Genomic DNA, 24,799 nt, shown 5'->3' with positions numbered 1-24,799 from the left:
ATGTTTAAGCTGGAAACTGACAGGTTGATTCTTCGAGATATGAGTATCGAAGACGAGTGTGCCTTTGTTGCGATCTCTCAAGACGCAAAGTATCAGCGTTTCTATGATGAAAGTGATTGCGAACCTAACAAATATCGAGAGCTAACTCAGCTGTTTGTTGCACAGGCTTTGGAAGTACCACGCCAGTCCTATCAGCTAGCGGTTGAAAGCAAAGATTCGGGGAAGTTTATTGGAACCGTTTGTTTACGTCTTGAACGCGATAAACAAGCTTCAATGGGCTGTGCTTTATCGAGGGAAACTCAGGGAAAAGGGCTTTCTATAGAAGCATCTGAAGCCCTCGCTGATTTTGGTTTCTCAGAGTTAGGCATACACCGTATCTACGCCGAAACCATCAGCAAGAACTTGGCTGCGATTAAATTATGTAAGTCACTGGGAATGAAACAAGAAGCGTGTTTTAAAGCTCATCGATTCTTCAAAGGTCAATGGTGGGATACAGTTGTGTTGGCGGTTCTACGTTCTGATTGGAAAAAGGCTTAGTGATGGAAAGTGGTATGCAGAAGCTAGATAGAGGGCTCGATAGAGAAGGGTTCATTCAAAATCTTTATTCGCCAAAGAACATTGCGCCTGAATTTCAAGAAGTGGTGTCAGCAGTCGTTGATTCGCTGCTAAGAGAACTTCCAGGTCAAGTTGATGGTATCTACTTGTATGGAAGCGTGCCTAGAGGAACGGCCATTGTTGGTCGCTCTGATTTGGATGTTTCTATCGTACTTGCTACGCCTGTTGGTCAGAGAGAAAAGGAAGTATTTAACCTACTTTCCGACACCATACCCCAAACCTATCCGCAAGTGACCAAGCTTGATATCGATCCTGGCTTCCTGCGGGATGTTCTGCAACCCACGGAAAAGTATCACTGGCACTTTTGGATCAAGCATTGCTGCTGTTGTGTTTGGGGGAATGATTTATCTAATGAGTTCCCACTATACAAACCAAGCATTGAAATCGCTCAAGCTCTCAATGGTGACTTGTCTACTTTTCTTGAGCAAATGCCCTCGAGTTTCAAAACAATGACTGATGCGGATGTCGCTAAGGTGATTGGAAAGAAGTTGGTTCGAGTTGCGTATTACTTTGTGGCTGAGCAAGACGGCAGCTGGTACACCAACCTGAGCCAGTGTGCTGCAGTCGCCAAGCGCTATTACTCCAATCAAAGCGACGATATTGAGCTAGCTCATCAATACGCTCTCGGAAATTTGATATCTAAAACAGAAGCTTTTGAATTGTATGAAAGGCTGAGTAAAAAGCTTGTTGTAAATTAAGCATTAACACAAGCTAGAACAACAAACTTAACTACCTTTGTAACGGCTTTAGGAAAATTAGATGGATGTCCACGAGTGTGTTTCTTTTATCATGCTGAAGGAATCGCAGGTATTACTAGAAAAGCGTAGTGAGTCTAGGGAGACCGATCCCGGTTTAATCACTATACCTGGCGGCCATATTGAACACGGTGAAAACCAGGTTCAGGCGCTGTTTCGTGAACTTGATGAAGAGCTTAATGTTGTTCCGATTGATTACCAATACTTGTGTTCGCTTTACCATCCTACGAAGGAACTTCAGTTGATTCATTATTTTATCGTGAGTGACTGGAAAGGAGATATCACCGCTCAAGAGACTGATGATGTTAAGTGGTATTCACTAGGTTCAGCTCCTGTTGGTATAGCAGCCGATGGTATTGCTTTGAAAGAAGTAGAGCGCGTGGGTAGGTATCTTTAGTTTGGATTCGATAAGATGTTTTGGACGTTTTTGAGGGCTCAAAAACGGTGAAACCCCGATGTTGGTAGCATCGGGGTTTCGAATTTCTAGATTTCTCGACTGGTAAGATCGATTATCTTTTCTATGCAGAAGGCTGGATTAATCCAATCTTATTCCTTGGTAGGGAATTAGATACGGATGAAGTCCATGTGCTCAACTTTTGGCTTGAACGCGTGACGTTGAACGTCTTGTGGCTTAACCTTAACTTCTGCGCCGTCAATCAGTAGAGTGATTGCTTCGTAGAATTCAGGCTTATCCATTTGGTTGATCACTTCAGCGTGAACAAGTTCGATAGCTACAGCTTCAGCTTCGCCACCGTAGATTACAGCTGGGAATTTACCAGCGTGACGTAGGCGGCGGCTCGCACCTTTACCTAGTTCAGTACGTACTACTGCTTCAAATTTCATAGTTTTACTCTCAAATTAGTAAAAATTAACTTCACACCTCAATGCGACCTTGAGTGTGTGGTAATGCTTAAACATAAAAGTTCATGCTTAAGCGAGCGCGGATACTAACATCACATTCCAATATGAGCAAGTCAGAAGCCCATCTCAAAGTGAATTTCCTTCGATAATGGGTTCGTTTGGAGATAAAACGTTCGCTAACGCTTGTTTAGCGCATTTTACTCCCTTTTACATCGCAATCCTTATCTATTTATATCACTGCTAAATCATCAAGTTAATGAACGGAAAATGAATGTTTGCCTAAGACTTGGTTAAGTCTTAGTTCGTTAATCTTAGTGTCAATTAAACAGCAGAATGAATAGGTGAAAATATGGAACCGGTAAGCATTGTCGTAATTACGCTAAACGAAGAGAAACGCATTAGCCGCTTAATGGAAGAGTTGAGCGTGCAAACCCACCAAGAGTTTGAAGTGATTGTTGTCGACTCGAACAGTGAAGATAACACCAGAGAAGTCGCACAAGCCTATGAAAGTGCATTGCCAAAACTGACAGTCCACCACATGCAAGAACGCGGTGTTAGCCTTGGTCGAAACACCGGGGCTGCTTTGGCGCAATACAACCGAATCCTTTTCTTAGATGCTGACGTGAGCTTGCCTCGAAACTTCCTTGCGAAAGCGCTTTATGAACTAGAAGAGAAGAAGCTTGAAGTGGCGGGTGTGTACATGAGCTCGAAAGGTTTGCCGCTTGTACACAAGTTTGGTTACGGGCTATTTAACGCAGGCTTGTTTACTACTCAGTTCTTTTTCCCGACGGCGATTGGCGCATGTATTTTCTCGACTAAACGGGCGCATGATGAGATCGGCGGTTTTGATGAAGAGATCGTCCTGTGTGAAGATTGTGACTACGTAAAACGTGCGAGCAAAACATGGCGATTTAGATTCCTAAATATGACCTTTGGCTTTGACCCACGTCGATTAGATCAAGATGGTGTTGTGAAGACGGGTTCAACTTACCTTAAAGCCAATGTAAGACGCTTCTTTAAAGGCGAAATGCGTAACAACGAAATGAACTACAAGTTTGGTCACTACAAAGAACAGTAAGCGTTGAGGTTGTTATGTTTGATGGACTAGGGTTGTTTCTGGGAGCATTGGGTGATGCTCTCATTGGCCCAAACCTATTTGTACCGGGAGAGCCGTTCTTTATCGCAGCGGGCTTTCAACTGTATTCAGGTGCATGGATGGCGTTGGTTTTGGTGATGCTAGGTGGTTTGCTTGGTGATCAACTCAGTTATTTCATTGGTTATAAATACGGTGTTAAGGTGCAACGAAGGCTCATTAAGTTTCGCCCTAAAACCAAAAGATTAATTGCGCGCTGCCGCTATCTGGTTGCTCGCAAAGGCACATACATCATTCTTTTTGCTCGTTTATTAGGGCCTATCGCTTGGGTTGTGCCATTTATAGCTGGCTCGCATCGTGTACCGTGGCGTAATTTTAGTGTGTTGGCGTTTATCGGTTTGGCCCTTGGTGGAGGGCAGTTCATTGCTTGGGGCATGTTACTGGCGCACGGCGTTGAAAACTTCCCGTGGCTTAATAGCCTTAAGATATTTATCTCGGAGCATAATAGCTTGATCGTTGGTGTGTTCGCGGTATTAGTCTTCACCATTATCGGTTACCGAATGAAGTGGCGATGCTTAGTACTTAAGTCTAGTGCGCTGTTGTTGGCGTGGGTATTGTTTGCGAACTACGCTCACTTTTTCTGGAAAGCGGATGACTTTCAGAATCAACCAGAGACGGCTCAAATAAACAAAGTCGACTGGAACTCGGTTACCTATAAAGCGTTCCCCGGTAAATCTTCGTTCTACTCGGCGCAAGCGATCAACGTAATTTATGTTGGAGCAACCCCAAGAGACTTAATGAAGCAATTAGGCTGGATAGAGAATCAAACCTTCTCTCGAAATGAGATTGAATGGGTTGGTTATCTCGCATTGCTTAGAGAAAAAACGCCGCCAGTGTCTGATTTATATTGGCGAGACAAGCCGCAAGATATGGCTTTTCAATTGCCGGGTAACCTGATGAAGCGCAGCCATATTCGTTGGTGGCGTGCAGGTGTTGATATTAAAACTAACCAGCCTCAGTGGTTAGGCGCAATTAGCTATGATGATGGCCTTAAAGTCACGCCTTACTCAGGCATTGTGACCGTGCTTCATAACATTGACCCTAATGTTGATGAAGAGCGAGATCGGCTTGCTAATCAGATACGAACGTTACTACCAGACATCGAGTTAGACAAGTACCCATTAGCAACGGTGGAAGTGATCAATGACGATCATGACTATTACACTGATGGCCGGGTATTAACGATTGGAGCAACGACCCTTAGTGATAATTCACAAACTTTGGATGTTGCTGTGAACGATATATAGAGTTGTATATAAGGTCGATAGAATTAAGCCCTAGCATTACGTTAGGGCTTATTGTGTTTAACTTTTACTTAGCTTGTTCAGCCTTTACTTACTTTAAGCACCAGAGAAGCTTTTAAGCCGCCCATTGAGCTCTTGCTGAGCGTTAGGCTGCCTCGGTAACTGTGTGCCATTTCATTTACGATATTAAGCCCTAAGCCTGTTCCTGGTGTGGTTTCATCAAGTCGGACGCCACGTTTGGTCACTTGCTCAAGCTTCTCTTCAGGAATGCCTTGGCCATCATCTTCAATCACCAACTCTATGTTGCCATCGTCGAGTTCATTTGCATGGACGCGAATAATGCTGCCAGCCCACTTGTAACTGTTCTCGAGTAGGTTGCCGACCATTTCATCAAGGTCGGTTTTTTCTACCGCCACTTCAATCTCAGAGTCTAGCTCGTTAATCATGGTGACTTCATTGGCAGCGTAGACTTTATCAAACGCCATTGAGATAGCTTCAACACGCTCACAAGGTGAAGACTTCACCGAAAGAATGTTCATTGCACCTGCCATACGAGCGCGGCCAAGGTGATAATCAATTTGGCTTTGAATCTGATGAATGGGCTGTTGCAGCAGTGCCTTGTCATCCTCTGGAAGTCGCTCTATCTCATTTTTTAGAACTGAAAGCGGTGTTTTCAACGCATGAGATAAGTTACCCGCGTGGTTACGAGCTCGTTCTAATAACTCTTGATAGTGAAAGAGCAGGGCATTGAGGTCAGAGACTAATGGAGAAACCTCTTTCGGGTAGTTATCGCTTAACCCTTGTTGCTCGCCGTTTCTTAGCATTACCAGTTCGCGTTGCATCTTGCTGAGCGGTAATAACGACCAACTGACTTGAATACCGATCAACATCAGCACGCCAACAAACAGCAACATTAGGATCAACCAGACTTGACCAGTAAGCTCTGTCAGTGTGGATTCTAATGGATCTTCATCAATACCAATGGTGATCGTGACAGGGTCGCTCAGTTCAGGCAGGTAGATATCTTGCTCGATGTAAATCAGCTTTTCTTTCTCTGGCCCTTTGACTGATGTGTGAATCGGTGAACGCTTGATGGTGAGGTCTTTATCCCATAGCGAGCGAGATCGAATGATCTGCTCTTGGGTAGCGGCGCGCCAATAAATACCACTGTAGGGCTGGTTGAACCTAGGATCAGACAGACGCTCTGCCATGATCAGGTTACCACTGTCATTGGTTTCGATATTGGCGGTTAACTCATCCATGGTTAAGCCAAGCTGCTGCTTCATGTCATCGACGAGGTAGTCGTTAACCAGTTTCGGAATCCCGACACCAGCCGCTAATATCATCGCACCTAGCCAAAAAGCCGCAGCAAGGAGCAAGCGGCTTTTTAAACTGATGTTTTTAAGTGTTCGTTTCTTTAGATTCATGCATTTCCAACCTGCCTTTGCTCATCGTAACTTATCGTATTGCGATGATCAGAACAGGCTGTCCACTTAATTAATGGTTGCTCTTGGCGTGATTGACGACTGAGCTACTCAGCATTCAGTTGGTAGCCAAGGCCACGAACGGTTTTGATGATCTTTGGTGCGATTTTCTTACGAATACGACCGATGAACACTTCAACCGTGTTTGAGTCTCGGTCGAAGTCTTGCTTGTAGATATGCTCAACCAACTCAGTGCGCGAGATAACCTTGTTTTGGTTATGCATGAAGTACGCGACAACTTTATATTCCAGCGCCGTGAGGCTAACTGCTTGACCTTGCCACAACACTTTAGAACTGCGTGTGTCTAGGCTTAGATCACCGATTTGAAGTATCGGAGCAGCACTGCCTGATGCTCGGCGCAGTTGAGCTCGGATACGGGCAATCAGCTCGACCATCTCAAATGGCTTAGTTAGGTAGTCATCAGCACCGGCGTTCAAGCCCTCAACACGTTGAGTTAGCGTGTCACGAGCACTTAAGATAATCACTGGCGTGTTGATGTTTTCGTCTCGAATGCCTTTTAATACCGTTAGGCCGTCAAGCTTAGGTAAACCTAAATCGAGGACAATCGCGTCCCATTCTTCTGACGTTGCACGGTAGAGTGCGTCGATACCATCTTGAGAGAGCTCTGGAACCCAGTCGGCCCCCTCAAGTGTTTCAATAATTTGTTGGCCCAAACGAGGCTCATCTTCAACGACTAAAATTTTCATAATTGTTCTTCTAATTTCTTCTAATGACTGTTCGTCGTGCTTAGCTCTTCGTCGTACGTAACTAGTCGCCGTGTTTAATTGCGTCTTTAAAGTTGCGGCCTTTGATCATAAGCATTTCTAACGTCTCAGCGTTGTATTCGACTTTGATGATGTTGTTTTGGTAATTGATTTTTAGTTCATACACCCAAATGTCGTCATCTTCTTCTAGTTCTACTTTAATGATTCTGCCATGAAGATCGTTTTCAACCGCCGCATACATTTCTGAGAAAGGGCGAATGTAGCCTTCTCGTACGGCTTCATAGACTTCGTCTTGATCTTCTTCAAATTCGATGCTGGTTCCTGCTTTATGAACGTCCTGCACTAATTCATGACCATTATGATGTGAGTCAGCCCATGCTCCAGCAGAAACAAATAAGCCTAAGCTTATAGAAAACAAAGAAATCATAGCTTTACTAAACATAGCGAATCCTAGAGAAGGTTGATAGCGTTCAGTATAAAAAAGTAATTCTGAACAGAAAGTGAACCTGATTAATAATTAGAATTTGATACCGAAAAACTTAACGCTTAAATGGCGCAGGCTTTAATACATAAGATTAATTGCCGAGTGTTAAGAACGTAAGACTTACTTTTATTCTTAACCTTAACGCTGCTGTAGTTCGTCTTCGAATATCTTGTCTCTCATTTTCCAAAAGCGTCCGACTTTACGGGCAATCACGAATTGAGGTGGGCGGAATCTATGTTGGTGAGCAACCACTTTCGTCGGTGAGGCTTCTTCGAAAGGGCGATGTCTGTCTGCAAGGTGAGGGCGAACAAACTGGTCTTTGAAGTTCTGCTTCTGCTTTTTGCTGGTTAATGACCAAAACTCATGCACTTGCGCTTGGTTTTCTCCGCGATAGGTGACCTTAAGTTGTGATTTACCTTTCTCGTCTTTAAGCACGTTGAGGTCCATTTCCAAGCATTCAAATACCAAGGCATCTTTTAGGTTCAGTGCTTCTTTTAGCTTTTTGTCTGGGTCGACTAAGGTTGCATCGCACTCATGACAAATGCGCGCAGCAATGTCATTATCAGCACCACATTCACCGCAATATTTCGCTCGGAAGCGATAATTACAGTGCTCGCGCTCGCCCGTGTCTTCATCGGTAAAGTAGCCTTGGCATTTGCGCCCAAAGTGCTCAAGCAAGAAGCCATTGCTGTCTAGCTTGCCCCAAAAGTTATTATTGAAGCCGCACGCAGGGCAAGGGATGGTGATGATTTCACTGTCTGAATCGGGTTTAGGGTCGCCAACCTCAGGTTGGTAGAGGTCGTAACTGTTGCCCGCATAGTCGAGCACCAAACACTCTTTTTTACCCGGAGATAGGCGTAAGCCACGGCCAACGATTTGTTGATACAAACTGATGGATTCTGTCGGGCGCAAAATCGCGATTAAATCGACGTGTGGCGCATCAAAACCTGTGGTTAATACCGATACGTTAACCAAAAACTTGATTTTACGTTCTTTGAAGTCGCTGATAATTTGGTCACGTTCGAGAGTTGGTGTATCACCAATCACAATTGAAGCTTCACCTTCTGGCAATAAGCCGAGGATCTCTTGCGCGTGTCGAACGGTCGCAGCGAATACCATGATGCCTAGTTTATCTTGGGCTAGGTGAATAATCTGATCGACAATCTGTGGGGTCGCTCGTTTCGATTGCTCGATCACCATGTCGAGTTCTGCTTCTTTGTAGCGACCAGTGCTCGCGGGCTTTAACTGCGAAAAGTCATAGCTCAACACGGGTGCATCAATCATGCGTGCAGGAGTTAAGAAACCTTCATCGAGCAGGTAACGAATCGGCAGCTCAAAGATACAGTCGCGGAAGAAACGTGGCTCATCTGAACGCACTTGACCGCGAGTGTGGTATTGATAAATCCAACCCATCCCAAGACGATATGGGGTCGCTGTTAATCCAAGCACCTTGATGCCCGAATTATTCTCGCGTAAGTGAGTGATGACTTTCTGATAACTACTGGTCTTTTCATCGGGAACACGGTGGCATTCGTCGATAACCAACAGCGAAAATTGGTTAGAGAATGAATCGAGATTTCGCACCACAGATTGCACCGAAGCAAACACGACTTGTTGGTCGGTCTCTTTGCGTCCTAAACCCGCAGAGAAAATCGAGCCTTTCAGCCCGTAACCTTCATACTTTTCATGGTTCTGTTCAACCAACTCTTTTACGTGAGCAAGCACCAACACTCGACCTTTCGCAAGCCTTGCTAACTCTGCAATCACAAGGCTTTTTCCTGCACCTGTCGGAAGCACGAGCACTGCCGGAGTTTGGTGTTTTCTGAAGTAATGAATCACTGATTTTACAGAATCAGTTTGGTACGGGCGGAGTGTATACATATCGCGTCTTGTAAGAAGGAAAACAAATAGTGTGAAATAGCTCAACTAATTGAGCAAAGGTGACTATAATACCCGACTTAGATTAGTTGAGGTATTCATGCGTTTAGATAAATTTCTGTGCGATGCATTAGGCGTCACTCGAAGAGAAGCAACACACTTATTAAAATCCAAGGCAGTGACAGTAAATGATGTCATTCAAAAAAGCGGTTCACTCAAGGTAACTGAAGAGTGCGTTGTCGAATGGCAAGGCAATGAACTGAATGTTCACGGCCCACGTTACATCATGCTTTATAAGCCTGAAGGCTTTGTTTGTTCGCATGAAGATGGCGCAAATCGTATCGCGTTTGAATTACTTGATGAAATCAAAATGGACAAGCTGCACTTTGCTGGCCGTCTAGATATTGATACAACAGGTCTTGTATTGATTACCGACGATGGTAAGTGGTCTCACCGTATCACTTCGCCAAAGCACAAGTGCGAGAAGACGTACCGTGTTTGGTTGGTTGAACCTGTTGAAGACGATTACGTTGAAAAATTCAAAGAGGGCATCCAGCTTAAGAGCGAAGATGGCCTAACACTTCCTGCACACCTAGAAGTTCGTGCAGAGCGTGAAGTATTGCTAACGATTCACGAAGGCAAATACCACCAAGTTAAACGTATGTTTGCTGCTCTTGGTAACAAGGTAGAAGCACTACACCGTGAACGTATTGGCGAAATTGAGATGGACGAATCTTTAGAGTTAGGTGAATACCGTTACCTAACGCAAGAAGAAGTCGATTCAATCTGGAAGTAGTCCTTAGCTAGAAGTTGCTCTTAACAAGAAATTGTTCTTAACAAGAGACCACTTTTGCTGGAAATAGCCCTTTCGTTGTAAAGCCGACCATGGATAGCGTCGGCTGATGATGTTGACTGGTACTAGGAAAGTCTCAGCCAATCTTTGACTCGCGTACTCACGCTAGTCCCTAGCTCTATCAGTTGAACATTCGGAGAACCATGCAAACATCGACCTCACAGAGCCAAAGCTCCCAACTAGAAACACCTCAATTAGGCTTAGTGCTGTTTTTGATTCTAGGTGCGATTGGTGCACTTACTCCGCTAGCCATTGATATGTATCTGCCAGCGATGCCGACCATTGCTAAAGATCTTGGTGTGACGGCGGGTGAGGTACAAATCACGCTAACAGCCTATACCGCAGGTTTCGCGCTGGGGCAGTTGCTGCATGGCCCGTTGGCGGATAGCTATGGTCGCAAGCCTGTACTGCTTATTGGTGTGTTCTTGTTTGCTATCGCTTCTATGGTGAGTGCGACAACTCATGGCATTGAAGCGCTGACTTACATCCGTACCGCTCAAGGTTTTGCTGGTGCTGCGGCGGCCGTTATCATCCAAGCGGTGGTAAGAGATATGTTCGATCGTGAAGATTTCGCAAGAACCATGTCTTTCGTTACTTTGGTGATGACAGTTGCGCCATTGGTTGCTCCGATGATTGGCGGTTACTTAGCGTTGTGGTTCGGTTGGCGTTCAATTTTCTGGGTTCTGGCTATTTTTGCGGTGATCGTGATTCTGGCGGTATCGATGAAGATCCCAGAAACGCTTCCTGCAGAAAACCGACAACCATTGCGCTTTAAAACAACGATTCGTAACTATGCTCGACTGTGTAAGAACCCAACGGCGATGGGCCTGATTTTCTCTGGTGCATTCTCATTTTCAGGGATGTTTGCGTTCTTAACGGCAGGTTCATTCGTTTACATCGATATCTATGGCGTTCGCCCTGATCTGTTTGGCTACCTGTTCGGCTTGAATATTGTTGCTATGATCTTGATGACGAGCATCAACGGTCGAATCGTTAAGAAAGTGGGCTCTCACGCTATGCTCAGAGTCGGTTTAACCATTCAACTGTTTGCGGGCTTAGGTCTGTTAGTCGGTTGGATGTTAGATATCGGTTTGTGGGGTATTGTGCCATTCGTGATGCTGTTTATCGGCACACTGTCTACCATTGGTAGTAACTCAATGGCACTGCTTTTAAGCGGATACCCGAATATGGCCGGCACAGCTTCTTCGCTTGCAGGCACATTAAGATTTGGTACTGGTTCTGTAGTGGGGGCAATTGTTGCTATGCTACCAAGTGACACTGCAGGGCCAATGGCTATGGTGATGGCAGCATGTGCAGTAATGTCAGCATTACTATATTGGACATTAGGAAAGAAGGCATAATGTCAAAATACTATATTGAAATTCAGAAGTTAGTGAACGATGCGCTGGGCGAGCTATATGCTCTGCATAAGTCTGGCAAAGCGATCGACGCGCCTATCGCGAACAACCTTTATCTTGTTCGTTGGGTAACAAAAGCGATTAAATCTCAAGCTTATGATCGCGTGATTGTGCCTGACTTAGTTCGCTGGCAGAAACAGGGTCGCTCAAAAGGCAACAACTCTGATTTAACTTTTACCTTTAAACGTATTTCTGCGTTTTACGGACGTTTTTTCCCTGAAGGCGAAGAGCCTAAAACGCTAAAAGACAGTGATGTTGAAGCGTTCATGGACAAAATGTACGAGATGGGTTGGAGCGTATCGAGTGAAGACGAGCTAACGACTGGCGGCAAGATTCAATTCTTCACCGATGGCGAGCACTCTTTTGCTTTATGCGGTAAACAGTGTGACGACTCTTTCGACGGGGAGTTGATGGTTAAGCCAATGAACTGGTTTGTTCGTGGCAACCATGCTGAGTTCATCCAAGCGGCGATGGAAGCGGGCTTCATGCTTCACAAAGTAACGGACTATAAGTCTGCGGTGAAGTATCACGGTGAATACATCGTTTACCCTGCTAACCAAGGCAACCAACTGGCTGAGATCCCAATTAGCGTTATCGGCTAATAGCGGATTCGAGATGAGAGATACGAAGAGCGGAATTATCCGCTCTTTTTTGTCTCTCATAGCGCGTGTCGCTAATTTGCTGTTAAGTCTTTTCGCATCCCGTTACCCGAATCTCGCATCTGCTTTTAATCCTGTTCTTTAGCCTGCTTCTCAATTGCCTTCACCATGCCTTTAAAAATAAACAGGTGGGCTGGCATCATAGCAAACCAATACAGTAACCCTAGAAACCCCTTTGGATGCCACCAAGCCGAGATATTCAGCTCGCGAGAGTCACCGTGGTCAGAGACAGTAATCTCGAGTCGCCCTAAACCGGGGCCTTTCATACCGAAAAGCAGAGATAAAAACTGATTCTCTTCACAGCGAATGACCTTCCATGAATCGATTTTGTCACCGACTTTTAGGTTGGGCCCTTCTGGCATTTGTCGAACCGGTACACCGCCACCGAAAAGAACATCCAACCATTCGCGTGTGCGCCATAAAGTGTTAGCAAAGAAGTAACCTTGCTTCGGGCTTCCGATTTGCTGAGCAACATGCCAAAGCGATTCCAATGAAGCGCTTGAGGTGATACTTGCGCCTGTTTTCTTCGGGTAATAGCCATACCCAGCTTGCCAGCGTTTGAATGCGGTTTTATCAAAGCCCCATACATTGCTTTTGACAAAGTTTCCTTCAGCGTGAATGGCTTGTTCAACCATATTTTCGAACGAGATAAGCTTCTGAGGGTACTTTTCTCTAATGATGGTCGAACTGGCGATGAAGTCGTGCTTTAAGCCTGCAAGTAGTGCTCTACCTATGTTAGACGGTACAGAAGTCACCACACCTAACCAATATGAAGCAATCTTTGGTGTCAGTAGCGATGTCGCCCATAGTTTGAGTGGACGATCGGCGGTTTTAGCAATATGAGCAAATTGGTTTCGGTAAGAGACAATATCCGGCCCGCCAACCTCAAAGGTTTGGCTTTCGCTAGGCGTGTCTTGTGCGAGTTTTAGTAAATAGTGGTTCAGGTTCTGCAAAGCAATCGGGTTGGCTTTAGAGTCAACCCATTTTGGCGCAATCATAATCGGCAAGTTGTACACGAAATCTCGCATGATCTCGAATGCCGCAGATCCTGGGCCAATGATCACGCCAGCTTGAAGTTCGGTAACGGGTACAGGCCCTTTACGAAGCAATTCGCCGGTTTTCTTTCTCGCTTGAAGGTGCTCTGAATCACCAGTCTGAGGCTGTAAAGAACTCAGGTAGATGACGTGTTGATTCTTTGGCCCAAGAGCAAAAACAAAGTTACGGGCTAAGTTCAGCTCATAATCGATAAAGTCGTGGCCTTCTGCCATGCCATGGACGAGAAAGAAGATAAGATCAAAGTCGGGGACTAAGGCTTGTGTCGCAGCTTGATCGGCCAGATCAAGATACTCAAGCGATAAGCTTTCGTGAGGCTCGGTCCGTGCCTTTAAATAGTCGATATGCCTTGCTGCTGCCGTGACTTGATAGCCTTGCTCAAGCAGGAGAGGGAGGAGTTGCGAACCAACATATCCAGAAGCGCCTAAAACCAGTACTTTCTTCATTGTTACTCCATTTATATCTGTGGTTAAAAACCGAACATTGATATAATAGCGCGATATTTATCTTTATTCATCAATACGTTCCGTTTAGGTATCTCTCTATGTTGCTCTCTTCAATTATTCATCACACACGAGGTGATTTTGTTCGCAGGCTTATTGCGATTGCACTGCCCATCACCTTGCAGAGCATTATGTTTTCAAGCCGAGGCTTGGTGGATGTATTGATGTTGGGTCAACTTGGCGAAGCAGACATCGCAGCTGTGGGTGTAGCGAGCCGAGCGATGTTCGTGACGACCATTATGCTGGTGGGTGTGACCACGGGCGGTGCTCTTCTTACTGCTCAATATTGGGGCGCGGGTAATAGACAAGGTGTGAGAGAAAGCACTGCGCTGACGTGGCTGGTGTCGACACTGTTTGCTTTACTGACTATCGCGTTTTTCGTTTCATTTCCTGCACAAATCATGGGCGTGACGACCGACTCTCAAGAGGTCATCAACTTAGGCGTTGAATACATCGTAATTACGTCATTTAGCATGCTAGCGGTATCGTGTGTCAGCAGTATGGCTGTGGGTTTGAGAGCGATGCACAAACCCGGGCTAAGTACATTTTTCAGCGGTATCGGCATCCTGTCTAACGTGTTCTTAAACTGGGTGCTGATCTTCGGTAACTTAGGCTTTCCTGCGCTTGGAATCAAAGGTGCGGCGATTGCGACGGTACTGAGTGGCGCGATTGAAGTCGCGACTTTGTTTGGTTATCTCTATTTCTCTAAGCATTTATTAGCATTTAAGTTTTGCGATATTAAAGCGGCAGCTTCGATTGATAAGGTGGTTCGCTTCTTGAAGCTGTCTCTGCCGACCACGTTTAACTTCTTAGCATGGGCGGGTGGTTTGTTTGCTTACCACGCGATCATGGGGCAATCGGGCGTTCAAGGTCTGGCTGCGCTATCGGTCATGACGCCGGTTGAATCAATCTCATTGAGTTTATTGATTGGCCTTTCGAATGCGGCAGCTGTTTTGGTGGGTAATCAACTTGGTGCGAAAAACAATGAAGCGGTTTACTATCAAGCGCTTGGCTTAACAATTTTGTGTTTCTTAACTAGTATTGTTGTAGCCGTTTTTCTCTATTTCGTTCAAACGCCAATACTTAATGCCTTTAGCGCACTGACGGAAGAAACCAGAGCCCTCTCAGAGAAGTTCATTCTGATCCTCTGTGTGGGTATTGTCATTCGCTCGGTGCCATTGACTGTGATCGTTGGGGTGTTGAGAGCGGGTGGTGATGTGAAGTTCTGCCTCTATCAAGATTTGATTGCTCAGTGGGTGATCGGTATCCCATTGGCAGCCATCGCGGCTATCTATTTTAAGTTTCCACCTGAGTGGGTATATCTGCTTTTCCTAACGGAAGAAGTCCTCAAGTGGGGCGGGTCGCTCTATCGCATGAAAACAAGAAAATGGATTAAAAACTTGATAGGAAGTTGAAGTAGGGCGCACCAATCGCATCACTTTATCGTTGGCGTGTGATCTATCTTTCAAAATACTTCCTCCTAACAGGGAATTAGTGTAGATTCTCCTTCCAAATTCTAACTAATGCGAGCTGTTTAATGTTAAAGCTGTCAGACCTATGTAAAGGCTATGTCGATGGGGGGGAGTTTCACCCTGTTTTGCAAGGTGCTGAATTAACATTAAACCAAGGTGACCAGCTGGCATTAATGGGAGAAAGCGGTTCAGGTAAAAGTACTTTACTGAATCTTATCGCGGGCTTAGACCTAGCGGACTCAGGTGAAATCGCTTTTCCTCACTTCAATATGCACGACTCAACCGAGCGTGACCGCACCGCTTATCGCAGAAACAACATTGGCCATATTTTTCAGCAATTCAACTTACTGCCAACGTTAAATATTGCCGATAACATCCGTTTTTGCCGCCAGTTAAAAGGCTTACCTGAAGACAAAGGTCTCTGGAGACAGATTCTCTCTGCTTTAGATCTTATGCCTTTACTTGGCCGTTACCCTGAAGAAGCGTCTGGTGGCCAACAACAACGTGCGGCCATTGCGCGTGCGCTGTATATGGAACCAAAAATATTGCTGGCCGATGAGCCGACCGGTAGTTTAGATGAGCGTAATGCAGAAGCGGTAATGCGTTTGCTGACCTCTTTGGCTCGTCAATTAGAATGTACGTTGCTGTTGGTAACACACAGTGAAAAAGTAGCTCTGCATATGGATGGTAGGATCCGTCTGCAAGGAGGGCAACTGCATGTTATGGCCCGTAGTTAAGGCACTACTCGGTCACTATCGACGTTACCCACTGCAGATTATTTTGGTATGGCTTGGTTTAACCCTCGGCGTATCACTTTTGGTTGGTGTTACTGCTATCAACCAACACGCCAAGCAAAGCTATGCGCATGGCGAAAAACTCTTTTCGAATCCTCTTCCTTACCGTATTCGACCAAAACACAACGCCAATAAAATCCCGCAAGGCTTTTATATCCAACTTCGCCGTGAAGGTTTTCAACAGTGTTCTCCTCTTGAACACCATCGTATCACTGATGAAAATGGCGCAAACTTCATGGTTGTCGGTATAGATCCTGTTTCTATGCTTCAGCTACAACCTGGTATAGCGTTAAAAGATCTCACCGCTTTGAATCTCATGAAGCCACCATATCCAATCCTTGTCAGTGATGATCTTGCTGAACACATGGAATGGCACAACGGCGATTACATCCCTTTGATGGATGGTTCTGAACTTGGTCCTGTGGTTGTTGATCAAAATAATATGATTAATGGTACAAGGTTGATTGCGGATATCTCCTTGCTCCGAATGCTTAAACGCAGTGCTGGGCTTTCAGTGATTGCTTGTTCAGACATGCCCACTGAGAAGTTTGAACGTCTTAAAAATATGTTACCTAATGGTTTGACGATCTCTCGTAGCTCTAAGGCAGAGCTTGAGTCGCTGACCAGTGCGTTCCACTTAAACCTAAAAGCGATGGGTATGCTGTCGTTTGTGGTTGGTTTATTTATTTTCTATCAAGCGATGTCGTTGTCATTTATTCAGCGCCAACCGTTAGTCGGAATCTTAAGACAAACAGGTGTATCGGGCTGGCAATTGGCTAAAGCGCTTTGCTTAGAATTGTTGATATTGGTCGTACTGAGCTGGATCTGCGGTAATTTATTCGGTGTCATGTTAGCCAACCAATTGTTACCAGCGGTATCTTCAAGCTTAGGCGACTTATACGACGCCAACGTTGGCTTAACGATCGACTGGAATTGGCGATGGAGCGGCTACAGCTTATTGATGGCGTTACTTGGTGCGTTTTTAGCGTGCGCTTGGCCATTGGTGCGCTTGCTTAGATCACAACCGATTCGTTTGACCTCTCGCTTATCTTTGATGCGCTTTGCGGGTACGGAGTTTACTTGGCAAGCATTGATTGGCTGTGGTTTCTTGGTTGCCGCTGTCGCCGTGTATCAAGCCCCTCAGACTCAAGAGACGGGTTTTGCGATTATCGCGCTAATGCTGATCAGTGTGGCGCTATTTACCCCGTTTTTGATGTGGAAGTTATTTAACAGCCTCTCTTATTCGTTGCGTTGGGTTCGCGCTCGCTGGTTCTTTGCTGATGCTGCTTCCAGTATGAGTTACCGTGGCGTGGCGACGATGGCGTTTATGTTGGCCTTAACAGCCAATATTGGTGTAGAAACCATGGTCGGTAGCTTTAGAGATACCACTGATAAATGGCTAACACAGCGTTTGGCTGCCGATCTGTATATCTACCCAACCAACAATGCCGCTGCTCGTATGAGTAATTGGTTATCCGACCAACCTGAAGTGGATTCGGTTTGGTGGCGTTGGGAGAAAGATGTGGCGTCTCCAGTTGGTAGCATTCAGGTGATCAGTACGGGTCCTTCTGAAGGTGAGCTAGAAGCGCTGACGATCAAATTAGGTATTCCGAATTACTGGTATCACTTACATCACTCTAAAGGTGTGTTGATCAGTGAATCGATGTCTCTCAAGCTGGGGATTCGCCCTGGCGACTACATTGACCTCTATGACAGTCTCGGCTCTGGTTGGCAGGTTGTCGGTGTTTATTACGATTATGGTAACCCTTACCATCAAGTCATGATGTCGCATCGAAACTGGCTGTATGGGTTTGCAGGGCGGGGTAATGTCGGACTTGGCGTAATACTCAAAGACGATGTGAATTCATTAGGGCTTCGCAGTCGATTGGAAAGCGTATTCAGGCTTGGCTCCGAGCGCGTTTTCGATAACAACAACATCCACAGTCAAGCGATGCGGGTGTTCGATAGGACGTTCGCGATTGCAGATACATTAGGTAACATCACCTTGGTTATCGCCGTCTTCGGTATTTTCTTTGCGACGGTTGCGGGAGAAGTGTCTCGCCAAAGGCATATTTCCTTGCAGCGCTGTTTGGGTGTCTCGGCGAAAGAACTGATCCTGACAGGTAGTTTGCAGTTGTTTGTGTTTGGGCTTATTTCCTCCTTAATTGCGATTCCGCTCGGATTAGCGCTAGCGAGCCTAATTGTTGATATCGTGATAAAGCAGTCTTTTGGGTGGTCACTTGAGTTACAAGTGATTCCTTGGGACTATTTGCAGACATTTGCATGGGCCATGGCAGCATTGATGCTAGCTGGTGCTTTACCAGTGATGAGAATGATTCGGAACACTCCGATGAAGTCACTGAGGGATGCGCTTTAGTATGTTTTTACGGAATACCTCAAATAAGTTAAGACAACGAATCCTGTCTTCTCTGCTATTAATCAGTTTCTTCGGCATCTTTTTAAGTGTTTTGGGTTATTACTCCTATTTCATCGATCCTGGTGAAAAGGGCGTGAATGAAGTTAACTCAATATTGGTTAATGAACACTTCAATGTGTTCGAACCTGTTTTGCCAGACCGTAATGTTTCGCTACCACAAGATTTTAAGTTCCACCCAGAGTTTCAGCACGAGTGGTGGCATTACTTCGCGTCTTTGAAAGGTGATGATGGTAAAGACTATTCGGTTCAGTGGAGTTTTTTTCGTATCGCAACGGACGAACGTGAAACACCGGGGTGGCAAAGCCCTCAAGTCTATATCTCAAATGTGGTGGTCTCTTCTAAGTCCAAAGTATGGAAAGAACAGCGCATGGCTCGTGGCGGTATTGGCCAAGCGGGAATGACTAATCGTCCATTCAGACTTTGGATTGATAACTGGAACTGGCGTGCACTCGGCAACACCCCATTCCCCGGGCGCCTTCAAGTGCAAACTGATACGTTTGGACTAGAACTCGACACCATTGCAAAAGGGCCCTATGTGCTCAACGGCGATAACGGTTATCAGAAAAAGCACGACTTATTACCTGTCGCGTCTTATAACTTCAGCGCTCCATTTTTATCGTTGAGCGGTGTGTTGAACCTAGACGGCGTTACCAAGGAAGTGGAAGGAACTGCGTGGGTACATAAAGAGTGGGGCAGTGGCTTACTTGGAGTGGGCCAACAAGGTTGGGATTGGTTTGTATTTAACCTCGATGACGGCACAGCGCTGAGCATTAACCGCTATCGTCATAACCAACAGTTGCCTTACATATTCGGGACATTAGCAACGCGCTCAGGCAAAGTTTACCAATTAACGGAATCCGACATTTCCATTCAACCATTGCAAAATACAACGTTGATGAATGGAAGACGGATGCCTTTGCAGTGGATCATTAACGTCCCTAAGCATGATATCAACCTCACAACGCGTATTATACGCAGGGATATGTGGCTTCCATTTGTCATACCATATTGGGAAGGGCCGATTAAGGCGAGCGGGAGCCATGAAGCGACAGGCTTTATGCAGTTAACTGGCTACTAAAAAACACCTAAGGCTATAATTTGATAGCCTTTTTTTATGCCTGCGCCTTTTAGCGTCCCCCAATGAATTGTGCATACAGGTTCGATGATCTCATCTATACTTAATTCATGGTGCATAACAACATTATGGAATATACGACGTATTGTTTAGTATTTGTAGGAAAAACCGAAGTTAAACATCCGAAGAAGTGATTATCTATCAATTAAACTTGGATATAAACTCGTGGTTATTCTTTGTTATTCGTTTATTTAAATAATAAATATAAGGGCGAAATCATGACCGACGTCATCCGTGACTTCTTTAAAATGGAATCTGCTGGCGGCATCATACTAGTCATCGCTGCGGCGATCGCAATGTTTGTAGCAAACTCACCACTGAACGAAATGTACCAAGGTGTACTTCACAGTTACGTTCTTGGTATGTCTGTGTCTCACTGGATTAACGATGGCTTAATGGCTGTCTTCTTCCTTCTAATCGGCTTAGAAGTTAAGCGCGAACTTTTAGAAGGCGCATTAAAGTCTAAAGAGACAGCAATCTTCCCAGCTATCGCAGCCGTTGGCGGTATGCTAGCTCCTGCACTTATTTACGTGCTATTTAATTCAAGTAACCCTGAAGCGCTTCAAGGTTGGGCTATCCCAGCAGCGACTGATATCGCATTCGCATTGGGTATTATGGCTCTTCTTGGTAACCGTGTACCGGTAAGCTTGAAGGTATTCCTACTAGCATTGGCAATTATCGATGACCTAGGTGTTGTTGTTATCATTGCACTGTTCTACTCAGGCGACCTATCAACACTTGCACTTACAGTTGGCTTCATCGCGACTGGTGTGTTGTTCATGCTAAACAACAAGCATGTGACTAAGCTGAGTGTTTATCTTATTGTTGGTGCAATTCTGTGGTTCGCAGTATTGAAGTCTGGTGTTCATGCAACGCTGGCTGGTGTAGTAATTGGTTTTGCTATCCCACTGAAAGGCAATAAAGGTGAACATTCTCCGCTGAAGCATCTAGAACATGCTCTGCACCCATACGTCGCTTTTGCAATCTTGCCAGTCTTTGCTTTTGCAAACGCAGGTATTTCATTGGAAGGTATCTCAATCTCAAGCCTAACAGGTATGCTACCGCTTGGTATCGCTATGGGTCTATTGATTGGTAAGCCTCTTGGTATCTTTGCATTCAGCTGGGGTGCGGTGAAATTGGGTGTTGCTAAGCTCCCTGAAGGTGTGAACTTTATGAACATCTTCGCAGTATCTGTCCTGTGTGGTATTGGTTTTACAATGTCTATCTTTATTTCATCACTAGCATTTGGCCCAACGAATGTAGAGTTTGACACACTAGCTCGACTAGGCATCCTGATGGGATCTACAACAGCTGCAATTCTAGGTTACTTCCTGCTAAGCGTTTCTTTACCGAAAACAGCAAAGCAACAAGAAGTAAAACTATAATCAGCGGTAGACTCGTTTAACGGCGAGCCTATTCACTGATTAACAAGCTAACTTCTGAGTAGCAAGACGAGTCACAGAGTCTCCCTCGACTCATGTGACGACAAAGAACAAAAAAGCCGTGATGGGCAACCCTATCACGGCTTTATTGATCTTATAACTAAGCTGCTGTTGTTCGACACTCGCTCTATGTCACATCTAGATCCACAGTGACAATGTCACGCTACTTTTCAAGCGTGGTAAATATGGTCCACTCCTCGACGATCTGTTCGCTTAGTCCGACAACTGTGGCTGTTACTCGGCGGTTCAGTGCATGAGACGTAGCATCGTTGCCATCGCTCTCTAAGCGGTTTTCACCGTAACCAACAACTCTTACTCGGCTCGGGTCGATACCATTCGACAACAGTTCATCTTCAACGTGGTGAGCGCGTTTCTTTGATAGCTCTAAGTTGTATTGACTCGCGCCGACTTTACTGGCGTAACCTTGAATCTCTATCGATGCACTTTGGTAGGTTTCTAAGAACTCAGCCATAGTGGTGATTTGATCTGAGAAGATAGGGTTAACTTCATAGGAGTCATTGGCGAAAAGGATGTTCAGCCGTCTGACTTCTTGCGAGCTAACCGTCTCTCCACAGCCTTCGTTGTCTACCAGAGACGACTCTGGTGTGCCAGGACAGGTGTCTCGTGCATTCACCACACCATCTCTATCATCGTCTTGCAGGTCTGCAATCTGTTCTGCTTCAGGTGTCTCGATATAAGCCTCTTCCTGCTGGTTTGAACAGGCAAATAAAGTCATCGTTAACACGGGAAGTAATAAGTAAGGTATTTTCATCATTAATACTCCACTGCCGTTGTCCACTCGTCTGGAATGTCGACCAGTAGAGCGTTCAATAGAGAGCCTGTCGCGTTCATTACACGGTATTTAGCGTACTGTTCAGAGTAATGCGCATCTAAGTAATCTTTGCGGGCTTCAAACAATTCGTTTTCAGTGTTAAGCAGATCAAGTAGCGTACGTTTGCCGATTCGATATTGTTTCTCATAAGCGATAACGGTTTCTGACGCCGAATCCACGTGATCAGACAAGAAGTTCTTTTGTTGTAACGTCAGATCCAATGCACTCCAAGAGAGGCGAAGGCCTTCTTCAACTTGTCGATAAGCACGATCTCTTAGATCTTTTGCTTTATTGAGTTGGTAAGCTGCAGCTTCTGAATTAGCACTATCGGTACCACCGTTGTAGAGGTTGTATCGCATTCTCAACATTGCCAAAGTCTCTTGGCTCGAACCTTCATCGCCTCCAGCATCATCTCGCCATGACTGAGATGCTTCAATAGAGAAGGTAGGGTAGTTCACGCCCTTTGATTGTTTGTATTGGAAGTGGGCTGAATCGACATCTGCGTTTGCAACTTTGATCACTGGGTGTTGGTCTAATGCATCGACAATGGCGTCCGTTAACGACAAAGGAATTTTAGAAATATCGGCTCTTGGGTAAATTAAGCCTAGGGGTTCTTGACCCACCACTCGTCTAAACTGGGTGTGGGTGTCGATCAAATTATTCTGTGCGGCCAACAGATTACCATGAGCCTTCGCAATCCTAGCTTCTACCTGCGATACATCAGCTGTCGAACCTATGCCTGAATTCGCTCGTTTCTTTATGTCTTTATAGATTTTCTTGTGTATTGAAAGATTACTTTCTGACAGTGCCAGCACTTCAGTGGCTTTCACTGCATCTAGATAGATTTGTGTTACCTCTAGCGCTTTGTCTTCGGCATCCGCGAGCAATTGCAAACGAACCGATTCTGCTTCTGCGGCAGTACGATCAATATCATTGAGAGTCGATGAACCATCCCACAGCAACTGAGTGAGGGAAATCGTCGCTTCCTTTCTTGTGAGATCGGTATCGGGGCCGTTATTTGGTGCAGGGTTTATGCCTTCGTAACCAATACCAGCATCAAGGTCGATACTCGGCCTATAAGCACCACCTGCGGCATCGTTTCGTTTTTGTACACTCACAAACTCATTAAAAATACTTTTTATCTCAGGATTCGTCGCCAAGGTAATGGCAACAGCCTGTTCTAAAGTCTGAGCAGAGAGTGGGGTTGCAATAGCTAAGCAACAGATGATGGGTAATTTAAACAGTCTCAAAGTAGGTCTCCTTCTACTTTTAAAAGCTCCCGCCTCCTCCCAACTAGCGTTTAACTACTTAATTGAGAAGGGTATTAAACGAAGCTTAGGACATCTGCTAGAAATTGCTAAGTTTGTTGATTTTTTTTTGAATGTAAGTCGCTATTGCTATTGACTAATTTTCAAAGTACCAGATTTACCAACTTTTAGTGAGTTGATTATCAATAGTGCCACTACTAGATTTATTGTAGGAAATAGCCACAGCGCAGGGTGGGATTGATTCCGCGTTTGGCGTGTTCTGGGCAGAAGTGGGAATATGGATATGGGAAATATCAACCTAAATATACTAGGTCTTGCTAGTAGGAGTGTAGTGCTCGACGCTCAAGGCCAAGTTAGACGTTTGTCTCCGGGCGAACAACCAGCCGCTAGCGATGTAATCATCAGTTTTGATACTAGCGAAGAGAGTGTACCAAGTGTTTCTGCACGTTTTGTAGATAACCAGGGCCAACAAAATGTGCTAGATACTGATGACGCGATCGCTCAAGTTCAGCGTGCTATTGAAGAAGGATTTGATCCAACGGAACTAGGAGATGAGTTTGATACTGCCGCTGGTGAGGAAGGCTCTAGTTTGACCAACAGCGGTAGGATTGAACGTACTGGGGCTGAAACTCAAGCTGCCACAAATTTTGAAACTGACGGGTTTGAGTCTCAAGGTCTGTCGGAAACTCAAAGTCTTGCTCTTTTTGATATTATCGCCTTTGCGCTTATTTCAGGTGAAACTAATGTTATTGAGTTTGAGCAGGATGAACCTATTGAAACTGGGGGCGCTTTAACGAGTGAAGACCCAGACGTTACCTTTATTGTTAAAGAGGTCGCTGGGGATAATGATCTCGGTACTTTTGTTGTAAACGAAGATGGTACTTGGACCTTCGTGGCCAACAGTCCTTATGATGAGCTTGCGGATGGTGAGCAAATTCAAGACTCGACGACAGTACAAACCTCCGATGGAGGCGAACAAGTCATTACAGTAACGATAATTGGTACTGATGATGCAGCTGTGGCTACTGATGACTCGGGCAGTGTGACTGAGGACATTGATGTAGATGAAATCACCAATCAATTAGTGACATCCGGTCAGATTGTGATTACAGATGTAGACAGCGACACTCCTACTTTTTCAGCTGACGGTGAGTTTAACCTCGTAGGTTCAACAAACGAATCACAGCTAGGTGTATTGAGCATCGACCCTGATGGTGCTTGGACTTACGTAGTTAACAACGATGACGTTCAGTACTTGGATGACGATGAGTTCGTTACTGAAGTTTATACTGTGACAGCAAGTGACGGTACTACGAGTGAGGTGATCATCACTATTAACGGTGCCGATGACCCATCTGATATAACCGTAGGTGAAGGTGATTCAGACACTGGTGAAGTGACTGAGGATGTTAATGTTGACCAAGAGAGCAACAACTTAATTACTTCTGGGACACTAACGATCACCGATGTCGACGATAACGACGTCGCTGCTTTTCAACCTAACGGTGTGTTTAATCCTGAAGGCTCAACCAATGATACCGCGTTAGGTATGTTGACCATAACCGACGATGGCGAATGGACGTACGTTGTAGATAACGATGATGTGCAATATCTTGATGACGATGAGTTCGTTACCGAGGTTTACACAGTTACTGCGATTGACGGAACCACAAGTGAAGTGACCATCACCATCAACGGTGCCGATGATCCGTCTGAGATTACTGTTGGTGAAGG

Annotated in this window: 22 protein-coding genes; 14 read left to right on the top strand and 8 right to left on the bottom strand. The window is 45.2% G+C overall.

The genetic code is table 11. From position 1 onward, the window contains the following. From AB4558_RS18295 to AB4558_RS18285, 3 genes are all read left to right on the top strand, one after another. Positions 1 to 537: a GNAT family N-acetyltransferase gene (locus tag AB4558_RS18295; RefSeq protein WP_372058829.1), complete on the top strand. Its 537-nt coding sequence runs from the start codon at positions 1 to 3 to the stop codon at positions 535 to 537. Positions 538 to 551: 14 nt separating this feature from the next. Continuing rightward, positions 552 to 1,313, top strand: coding sequence for a nucleotidyltransferase domain-containing protein (locus AB4558_RS18290; protein ID WP_372074192.1), 762 nt, complete (start codon positions 552 to 554; stop codon positions 1,311 to 1,313). A 61-nt stretch (positions 1,314 to 1,374) separates the two neighbouring features. Further along, entirely contained in the window at positions 1,375 to 1,767 is a 393-nt protein-coding gene (locus AB4558_RS18285) for an NUDIX hydrolase (protein ID WP_017060354.1), read from the top strand. A 167-nt stretch (positions 1,768 to 1,934) separates the two neighbouring features. Here the strand turns inward: AB4558_RS18285 and rplY are convergent, their stop codons facing one another. Then, positions 1,935 to 2,213 (bottom strand): 50S ribosomal protein L25, encoded by a 279-nt coding sequence (gene rplY, locus AB4558_RS18280; protein WP_048658383.1) that lies wholly within the window; start codon positions 2,211 to 2,213, stop codon positions 1,935 to 1,937. A 367-nt stretch (positions 2,214 to 2,580) separates the two neighbouring features. Here rplY and AB4558_RS18275 point away from each other — a divergent pair, with 367 nt between their 5' ends. Further along, complete coding sequence (locus AB4558_RS18275; RefSeq protein WP_017060374.1) at positions 2,581 to 3,309, top strand: glycosyltransferase; 729 nt, start codon at positions 2,581 to 2,583, stop codon at positions 3,307 to 3,309. A 14-nt stretch (positions 3,310 to 3,323) separates the two neighbouring features. Then, positions 3,324 to 4,631: an LssY C-terminal domain-containing protein gene (locus tag AB4558_RS18270; protein ID WP_017070602.1), complete on the top strand. Its 1,308-nt coding sequence runs from the start codon at positions 3,324 to 3,326 to the stop codon at positions 4,629 to 4,631. 77 nt (positions 4,632 to 4,708) lie between these two features. Here AB4558_RS18270 and AB4558_RS18265 read toward each other — a convergent pair whose 3' ends face one another. The 4 genes from AB4558_RS18265 to AB4558_RS18250 form a co-directional block, all read right to left on the bottom strand. Next, a complete protein-coding gene (locus AB4558_RS18265; protein WP_017068035.1) occupies positions 4,709 to 6,055 on the bottom strand; it encodes an ATP-binding protein in 1,347 nt (448 codons plus the stop codon). 104 nt (positions 6,056 to 6,159) lie between these two features. Beyond that, a complete protein-coding gene (locus AB4558_RS18260; protein WP_017060377.1) occupies positions 6,160 to 6,819 on the bottom strand; it encodes a response regulator transcription factor in 660 nt (219 codons plus the stop codon). Between the two features lie 61 nt (positions 6,820 to 6,880). Further along, positions 6,881 to 7,279: a PepSY domain-containing protein gene (locus tag AB4558_RS18255; protein ID WP_017066076.1), complete on the bottom strand. Its 399-nt coding sequence runs from the start codon at positions 7,277 to 7,279 to the stop codon at positions 6,881 to 6,883. Positions 7,280 to 7,459: 180 nt separating this feature from the next. After that, positions 7,460 to 9,202, bottom strand: a complete 1,743-nt coding sequence (locus AB4558_RS18250; RefSeq protein WP_372158972.1) for a DEAD/DEAH box helicase — start codon at positions 9,200 to 9,202, stop codon at positions 7,460 to 7,462. A gap of 97 nt (positions 9,203 to 9,299) precedes the next feature. On the opposite strand from AB4558_RS18250, the gene rsuA reads away from it, so the two are divergent. The 3 genes from rsuA (at position 9,300) to AB4558_RS18235 (ending at position 12,072) form a co-directional block, all read left to right on the top strand. Next, a complete protein-coding gene (gene rsuA / locus AB4558_RS18245; protein ID WP_017060380.1) occupies positions 9,300 to 9,995 on the top strand; it encodes a 16S rRNA pseudouridine(516) synthase RsuA in 696 nt (231 codons plus the stop codon). 200 nt (positions 9,996 to 10,195) lie between these two features. Next, entirely contained in the window at positions 10,196 to 11,413 is a 1,218-nt protein-coding gene (locus AB4558_RS18240) for a Bcr/CflA family multidrug efflux MFS transporter (protein ID WP_372158971.1), read from the top strand. Beyond that, positions 11,413 to 12,072 (top strand): DUF2913 family protein, encoded by a 660-nt coding sequence (locus AB4558_RS18235; RefSeq protein WP_017060382.1) that lies wholly within the window; start codon positions 11,413 to 11,415, stop codon positions 12,070 to 12,072. Before AB4558_RS18240 ends, AB4558_RS18235 begins: the two co-directional genes overlap by 1 nt. A gap of 125 nt (positions 12,073 to 12,197) precedes the next feature. On the opposite strand, the gene AB4558_RS18230 is transcribed toward AB4558_RS18235, so the two are convergent. Next, positions 12,198 to 13,628: a DUF2867 domain-containing protein gene (locus AB4558_RS18230; protein ID WP_372158970.1), complete on the bottom strand. Its 1,431-nt coding sequence runs from the start codon at positions 13,626 to 13,628 to the stop codon at positions 12,198 to 12,200. Between the two features lie 98 nt (positions 13,629 to 13,726). Here AB4558_RS18230 and AB4558_RS18225 point away from each other — a divergent pair, with 98 nt between their 5' ends. The 5 genes from AB4558_RS18225 to nhaA all read left to right on the top strand — a co-directional run bounded on the left by AB4558_RS18225 (position 13,727) and on the right by nhaA (position 20,908). Then, positions 13,727 to 15,100, top strand: a complete 1,374-nt coding sequence (locus tag AB4558_RS18225) for an MATE family efflux transporter (protein WP_017060384.1) — start codon at positions 13,727 to 13,729, stop codon at positions 15,098 to 15,100. A 122-nt stretch (positions 15,101 to 15,222) separates the two neighbouring features. Next, the gene (locus AB4558_RS18220) at positions 15,223 to 15,894 is read left to right on the top strand and encodes an ABC transporter ATP-binding protein (RefSeq protein ID WP_017060385.1); all 672 of its coding nucleotides are present in this window, start codon (positions 15,223 to 15,225) and stop codon (positions 15,892 to 15,894) included. Then, the gene (locus tag AB4558_RS18215; protein WP_372158969.1) at positions 15,875 to 18,328 is read left to right on the top strand and encodes an ABC transporter permease; all 2,454 of its coding nucleotides are present in this window, start codon (positions 15,875 to 15,877) and stop codon (positions 18,326 to 18,328) included. The genes AB4558_RS18220 and AB4558_RS18215 overlap by 20 nt, the downstream gene beginning before the upstream one ends. After that, complete coding sequence (locus AB4558_RS18210) at positions 18,318 to 19,466, top strand: lipocalin-like domain-containing protein (RefSeq protein WP_372158968.1); 1,149 nt, start codon at positions 18,318 to 18,320, stop codon at positions 19,464 to 19,466. The genes AB4558_RS18215 and AB4558_RS18210 overlap by 11 nt, the downstream gene beginning before the upstream one ends. A 275-nt stretch (positions 19,467 to 19,741) precedes the next feature. Then, positions 19,742 to 20,908 (top strand): Na+/H+ antiporter NhaA, encoded by a 1,167-nt coding sequence (gene nhaA / locus AB4558_RS18205; protein ID WP_010441484.1) that lies wholly within the window; start codon positions 19,742 to 19,744, stop codon positions 20,906 to 20,908. Positions 20,909 to 21,128: 220 nt separating this feature from the next. Here the strand turns inward: nhaA and AB4558_RS18200 are convergent, their stop codons facing one another. After that, the gene (locus AB4558_RS18200) at positions 21,129 to 21,740 is read right to left on the bottom strand and encodes an OmpA family protein (RefSeq protein WP_372074203.1); all 612 of its coding nucleotides are present in this window, start codon (positions 21,738 to 21,740) and stop codon (positions 21,129 to 21,131) included. Then, positions 21,740 to 23,047 carry a TolC family outer membrane protein gene (locus AB4558_RS18195; RefSeq protein WP_372074205.1) on the bottom strand — a complete coding sequence of 436 codons (1,308 nt, stop codon included), beginning with the start codon at positions 23,045 to 23,047 and terminating at the stop codon, positions 21,740 to 21,742. The genes AB4558_RS18200 and AB4558_RS18195 overlap by 1 nt, the downstream gene beginning before the upstream one ends. A gap of 301 nt (positions 23,048 to 23,348) precedes the next feature. On the opposite strand from AB4558_RS18195, the gene AB4558_RS18190 reads away from it, so the two are divergent. After that, positions 23,349 to 24,799, top strand: a 1,451-nt coding sequence (locus tag AB4558_RS18190) for a VCBS domain-containing protein (protein WP_372074207.1), incomplete at its 3' end; no start/stop codon positions are given.

The sequence above is a fragment of the Vibrio sp. 10N.222.51.C5 genome, assembly GCF_041474575.1.
Classification (GTDB): Bacteria; Pseudomonadota; Gammaproteobacteria; order Enterobacterales; family Vibrionaceae; genus Vibrio; species Vibrio crassostreae_C.
Note: the sequence above shows the minus strand (reverse complement) of the source record. Positions and strands in the feature narration are given on the sequence as shown.

Excerpts from the sequence above, each read along its gene's own strand:
- AB4558_RS18295 (WP_372058829.1), top strand. The coding sequence starts at position 1 with ATGTTTAAGCTGGAAACTGACAGGTTGATTCTTCGAGATATGAGTATC.
- AB4558_RS18290 (WP_372074192.1), top strand. The coding sequence starts at position 552 with ATGCAGAAGCTAGATAGAGGGCTCGATAGAGAAGGGTTCATTCAAAAT.
- AB4558_RS18285 (WP_017060354.1), top strand. The coding sequence starts at position 1,375 with ATGGATGTCCACGAGTGTGTTTCTTTTATCATGCTGAAGGAATCGCAG.
- rplY (WP_048658383.1), bottom strand. The coding sequence starts at position 2,213 with ATGAAATTTGAAGCAGTAGTACGTACTGAACTAGGTAAAGGTGCGAGC.
- AB4558_RS18275 (WP_017060374.1), top strand. The coding sequence starts at position 2,581 with ATGGAACCGGTAAGCATTGTCGTAATTACGCTAAACGAAGAGAAACGC.
- AB4558_RS18270 (WP_017070602.1), top strand. The coding sequence starts at position 3,324 with ATGTTTGATGGACTAGGGTTGTTTCTGGGAGCATTGGGTGATGCTCTC.
- AB4558_RS18265 (WP_017068035.1), bottom strand. The coding sequence starts at position 6,055 with ATGAATCTAAAGAAACGAACACTTAAAAACATCAGTTTAAAAAGCCGC.
- AB4558_RS18260 (WP_017060377.1), bottom strand. The coding sequence starts at position 6,819 with ATGAAAATTTTAGTCGTTGAAGATGAGCCTCGTTTGGGCCAACAAATT.
- AB4558_RS18255 (WP_017066076.1), bottom strand. The coding sequence starts at position 7,279 with ATGTTTAGTAAAGCTATGATTTCTTTGTTTTCTATAAGCTTAGGCTTA.
- AB4558_RS18250 (WP_372158972.1), bottom strand. The coding sequence starts at position 9,202 with ATGTATACACTCCGCCCGTACCAAACTGATTCTGTAAAATCAGTGATT.
- rsuA (WP_017060380.1), top strand. The coding sequence starts at position 9,300 with ATGCGTTTAGATAAATTTCTGTGCGATGCATTAGGCGTCACTCGAAGA.
- AB4558_RS18240 (WP_372158971.1), top strand. The coding sequence starts at position 10,196 with ATGCAAACATCGACCTCACAGAGCCAAAGCTCCCAACTAGAAACACCT.
- AB4558_RS18235 (WP_017060382.1), top strand. The coding sequence starts at position 11,413 with ATGTCAAAATACTATATTGAAATTCAGAAGTTAGTGAACGATGCGCTG.
- AB4558_RS18230 (WP_372158970.1), bottom strand. The coding sequence starts at position 13,628 with ATGAAGAAAGTACTGGTTTTAGGCGCTTCTGGATATGTTGGTTCGCAA.
- AB4558_RS18225 (WP_017060384.1), top strand. The coding sequence starts at position 13,727 with ATGTTGCTCTCTTCAATTATTCATCACACACGAGGTGATTTTGTTCGC.
- AB4558_RS18220 (WP_017060385.1), top strand. The coding sequence starts at position 15,223 with ATGTTAAAGCTGTCAGACCTATGTAAAGGCTATGTCGATGGGGGGGAG.
- AB4558_RS18215 (WP_372158969.1), top strand. The coding sequence starts at position 15,875 with ATGTTATGGCCCGTAGTTAAGGCACTACTCGGTCACTATCGACGTTAC.
- AB4558_RS18210 (WP_372158968.1), top strand. The coding sequence starts at position 18,318 with ATGCGCTTTAGTATGTTTTTACGGAATACCTCAAATAAGTTAAGACAA.
- nhaA (WP_010441484.1), top strand. The coding sequence starts at position 19,742 with ATGACCGACGTCATCCGTGACTTCTTTAAAATGGAATCTGCTGGCGGC.
- AB4558_RS18200 (WP_372074203.1), bottom strand. The coding sequence starts at position 21,740 with ATGATGAAAATACCTTACTTATTACTTCCCGTGTTAACGATGACTTTA.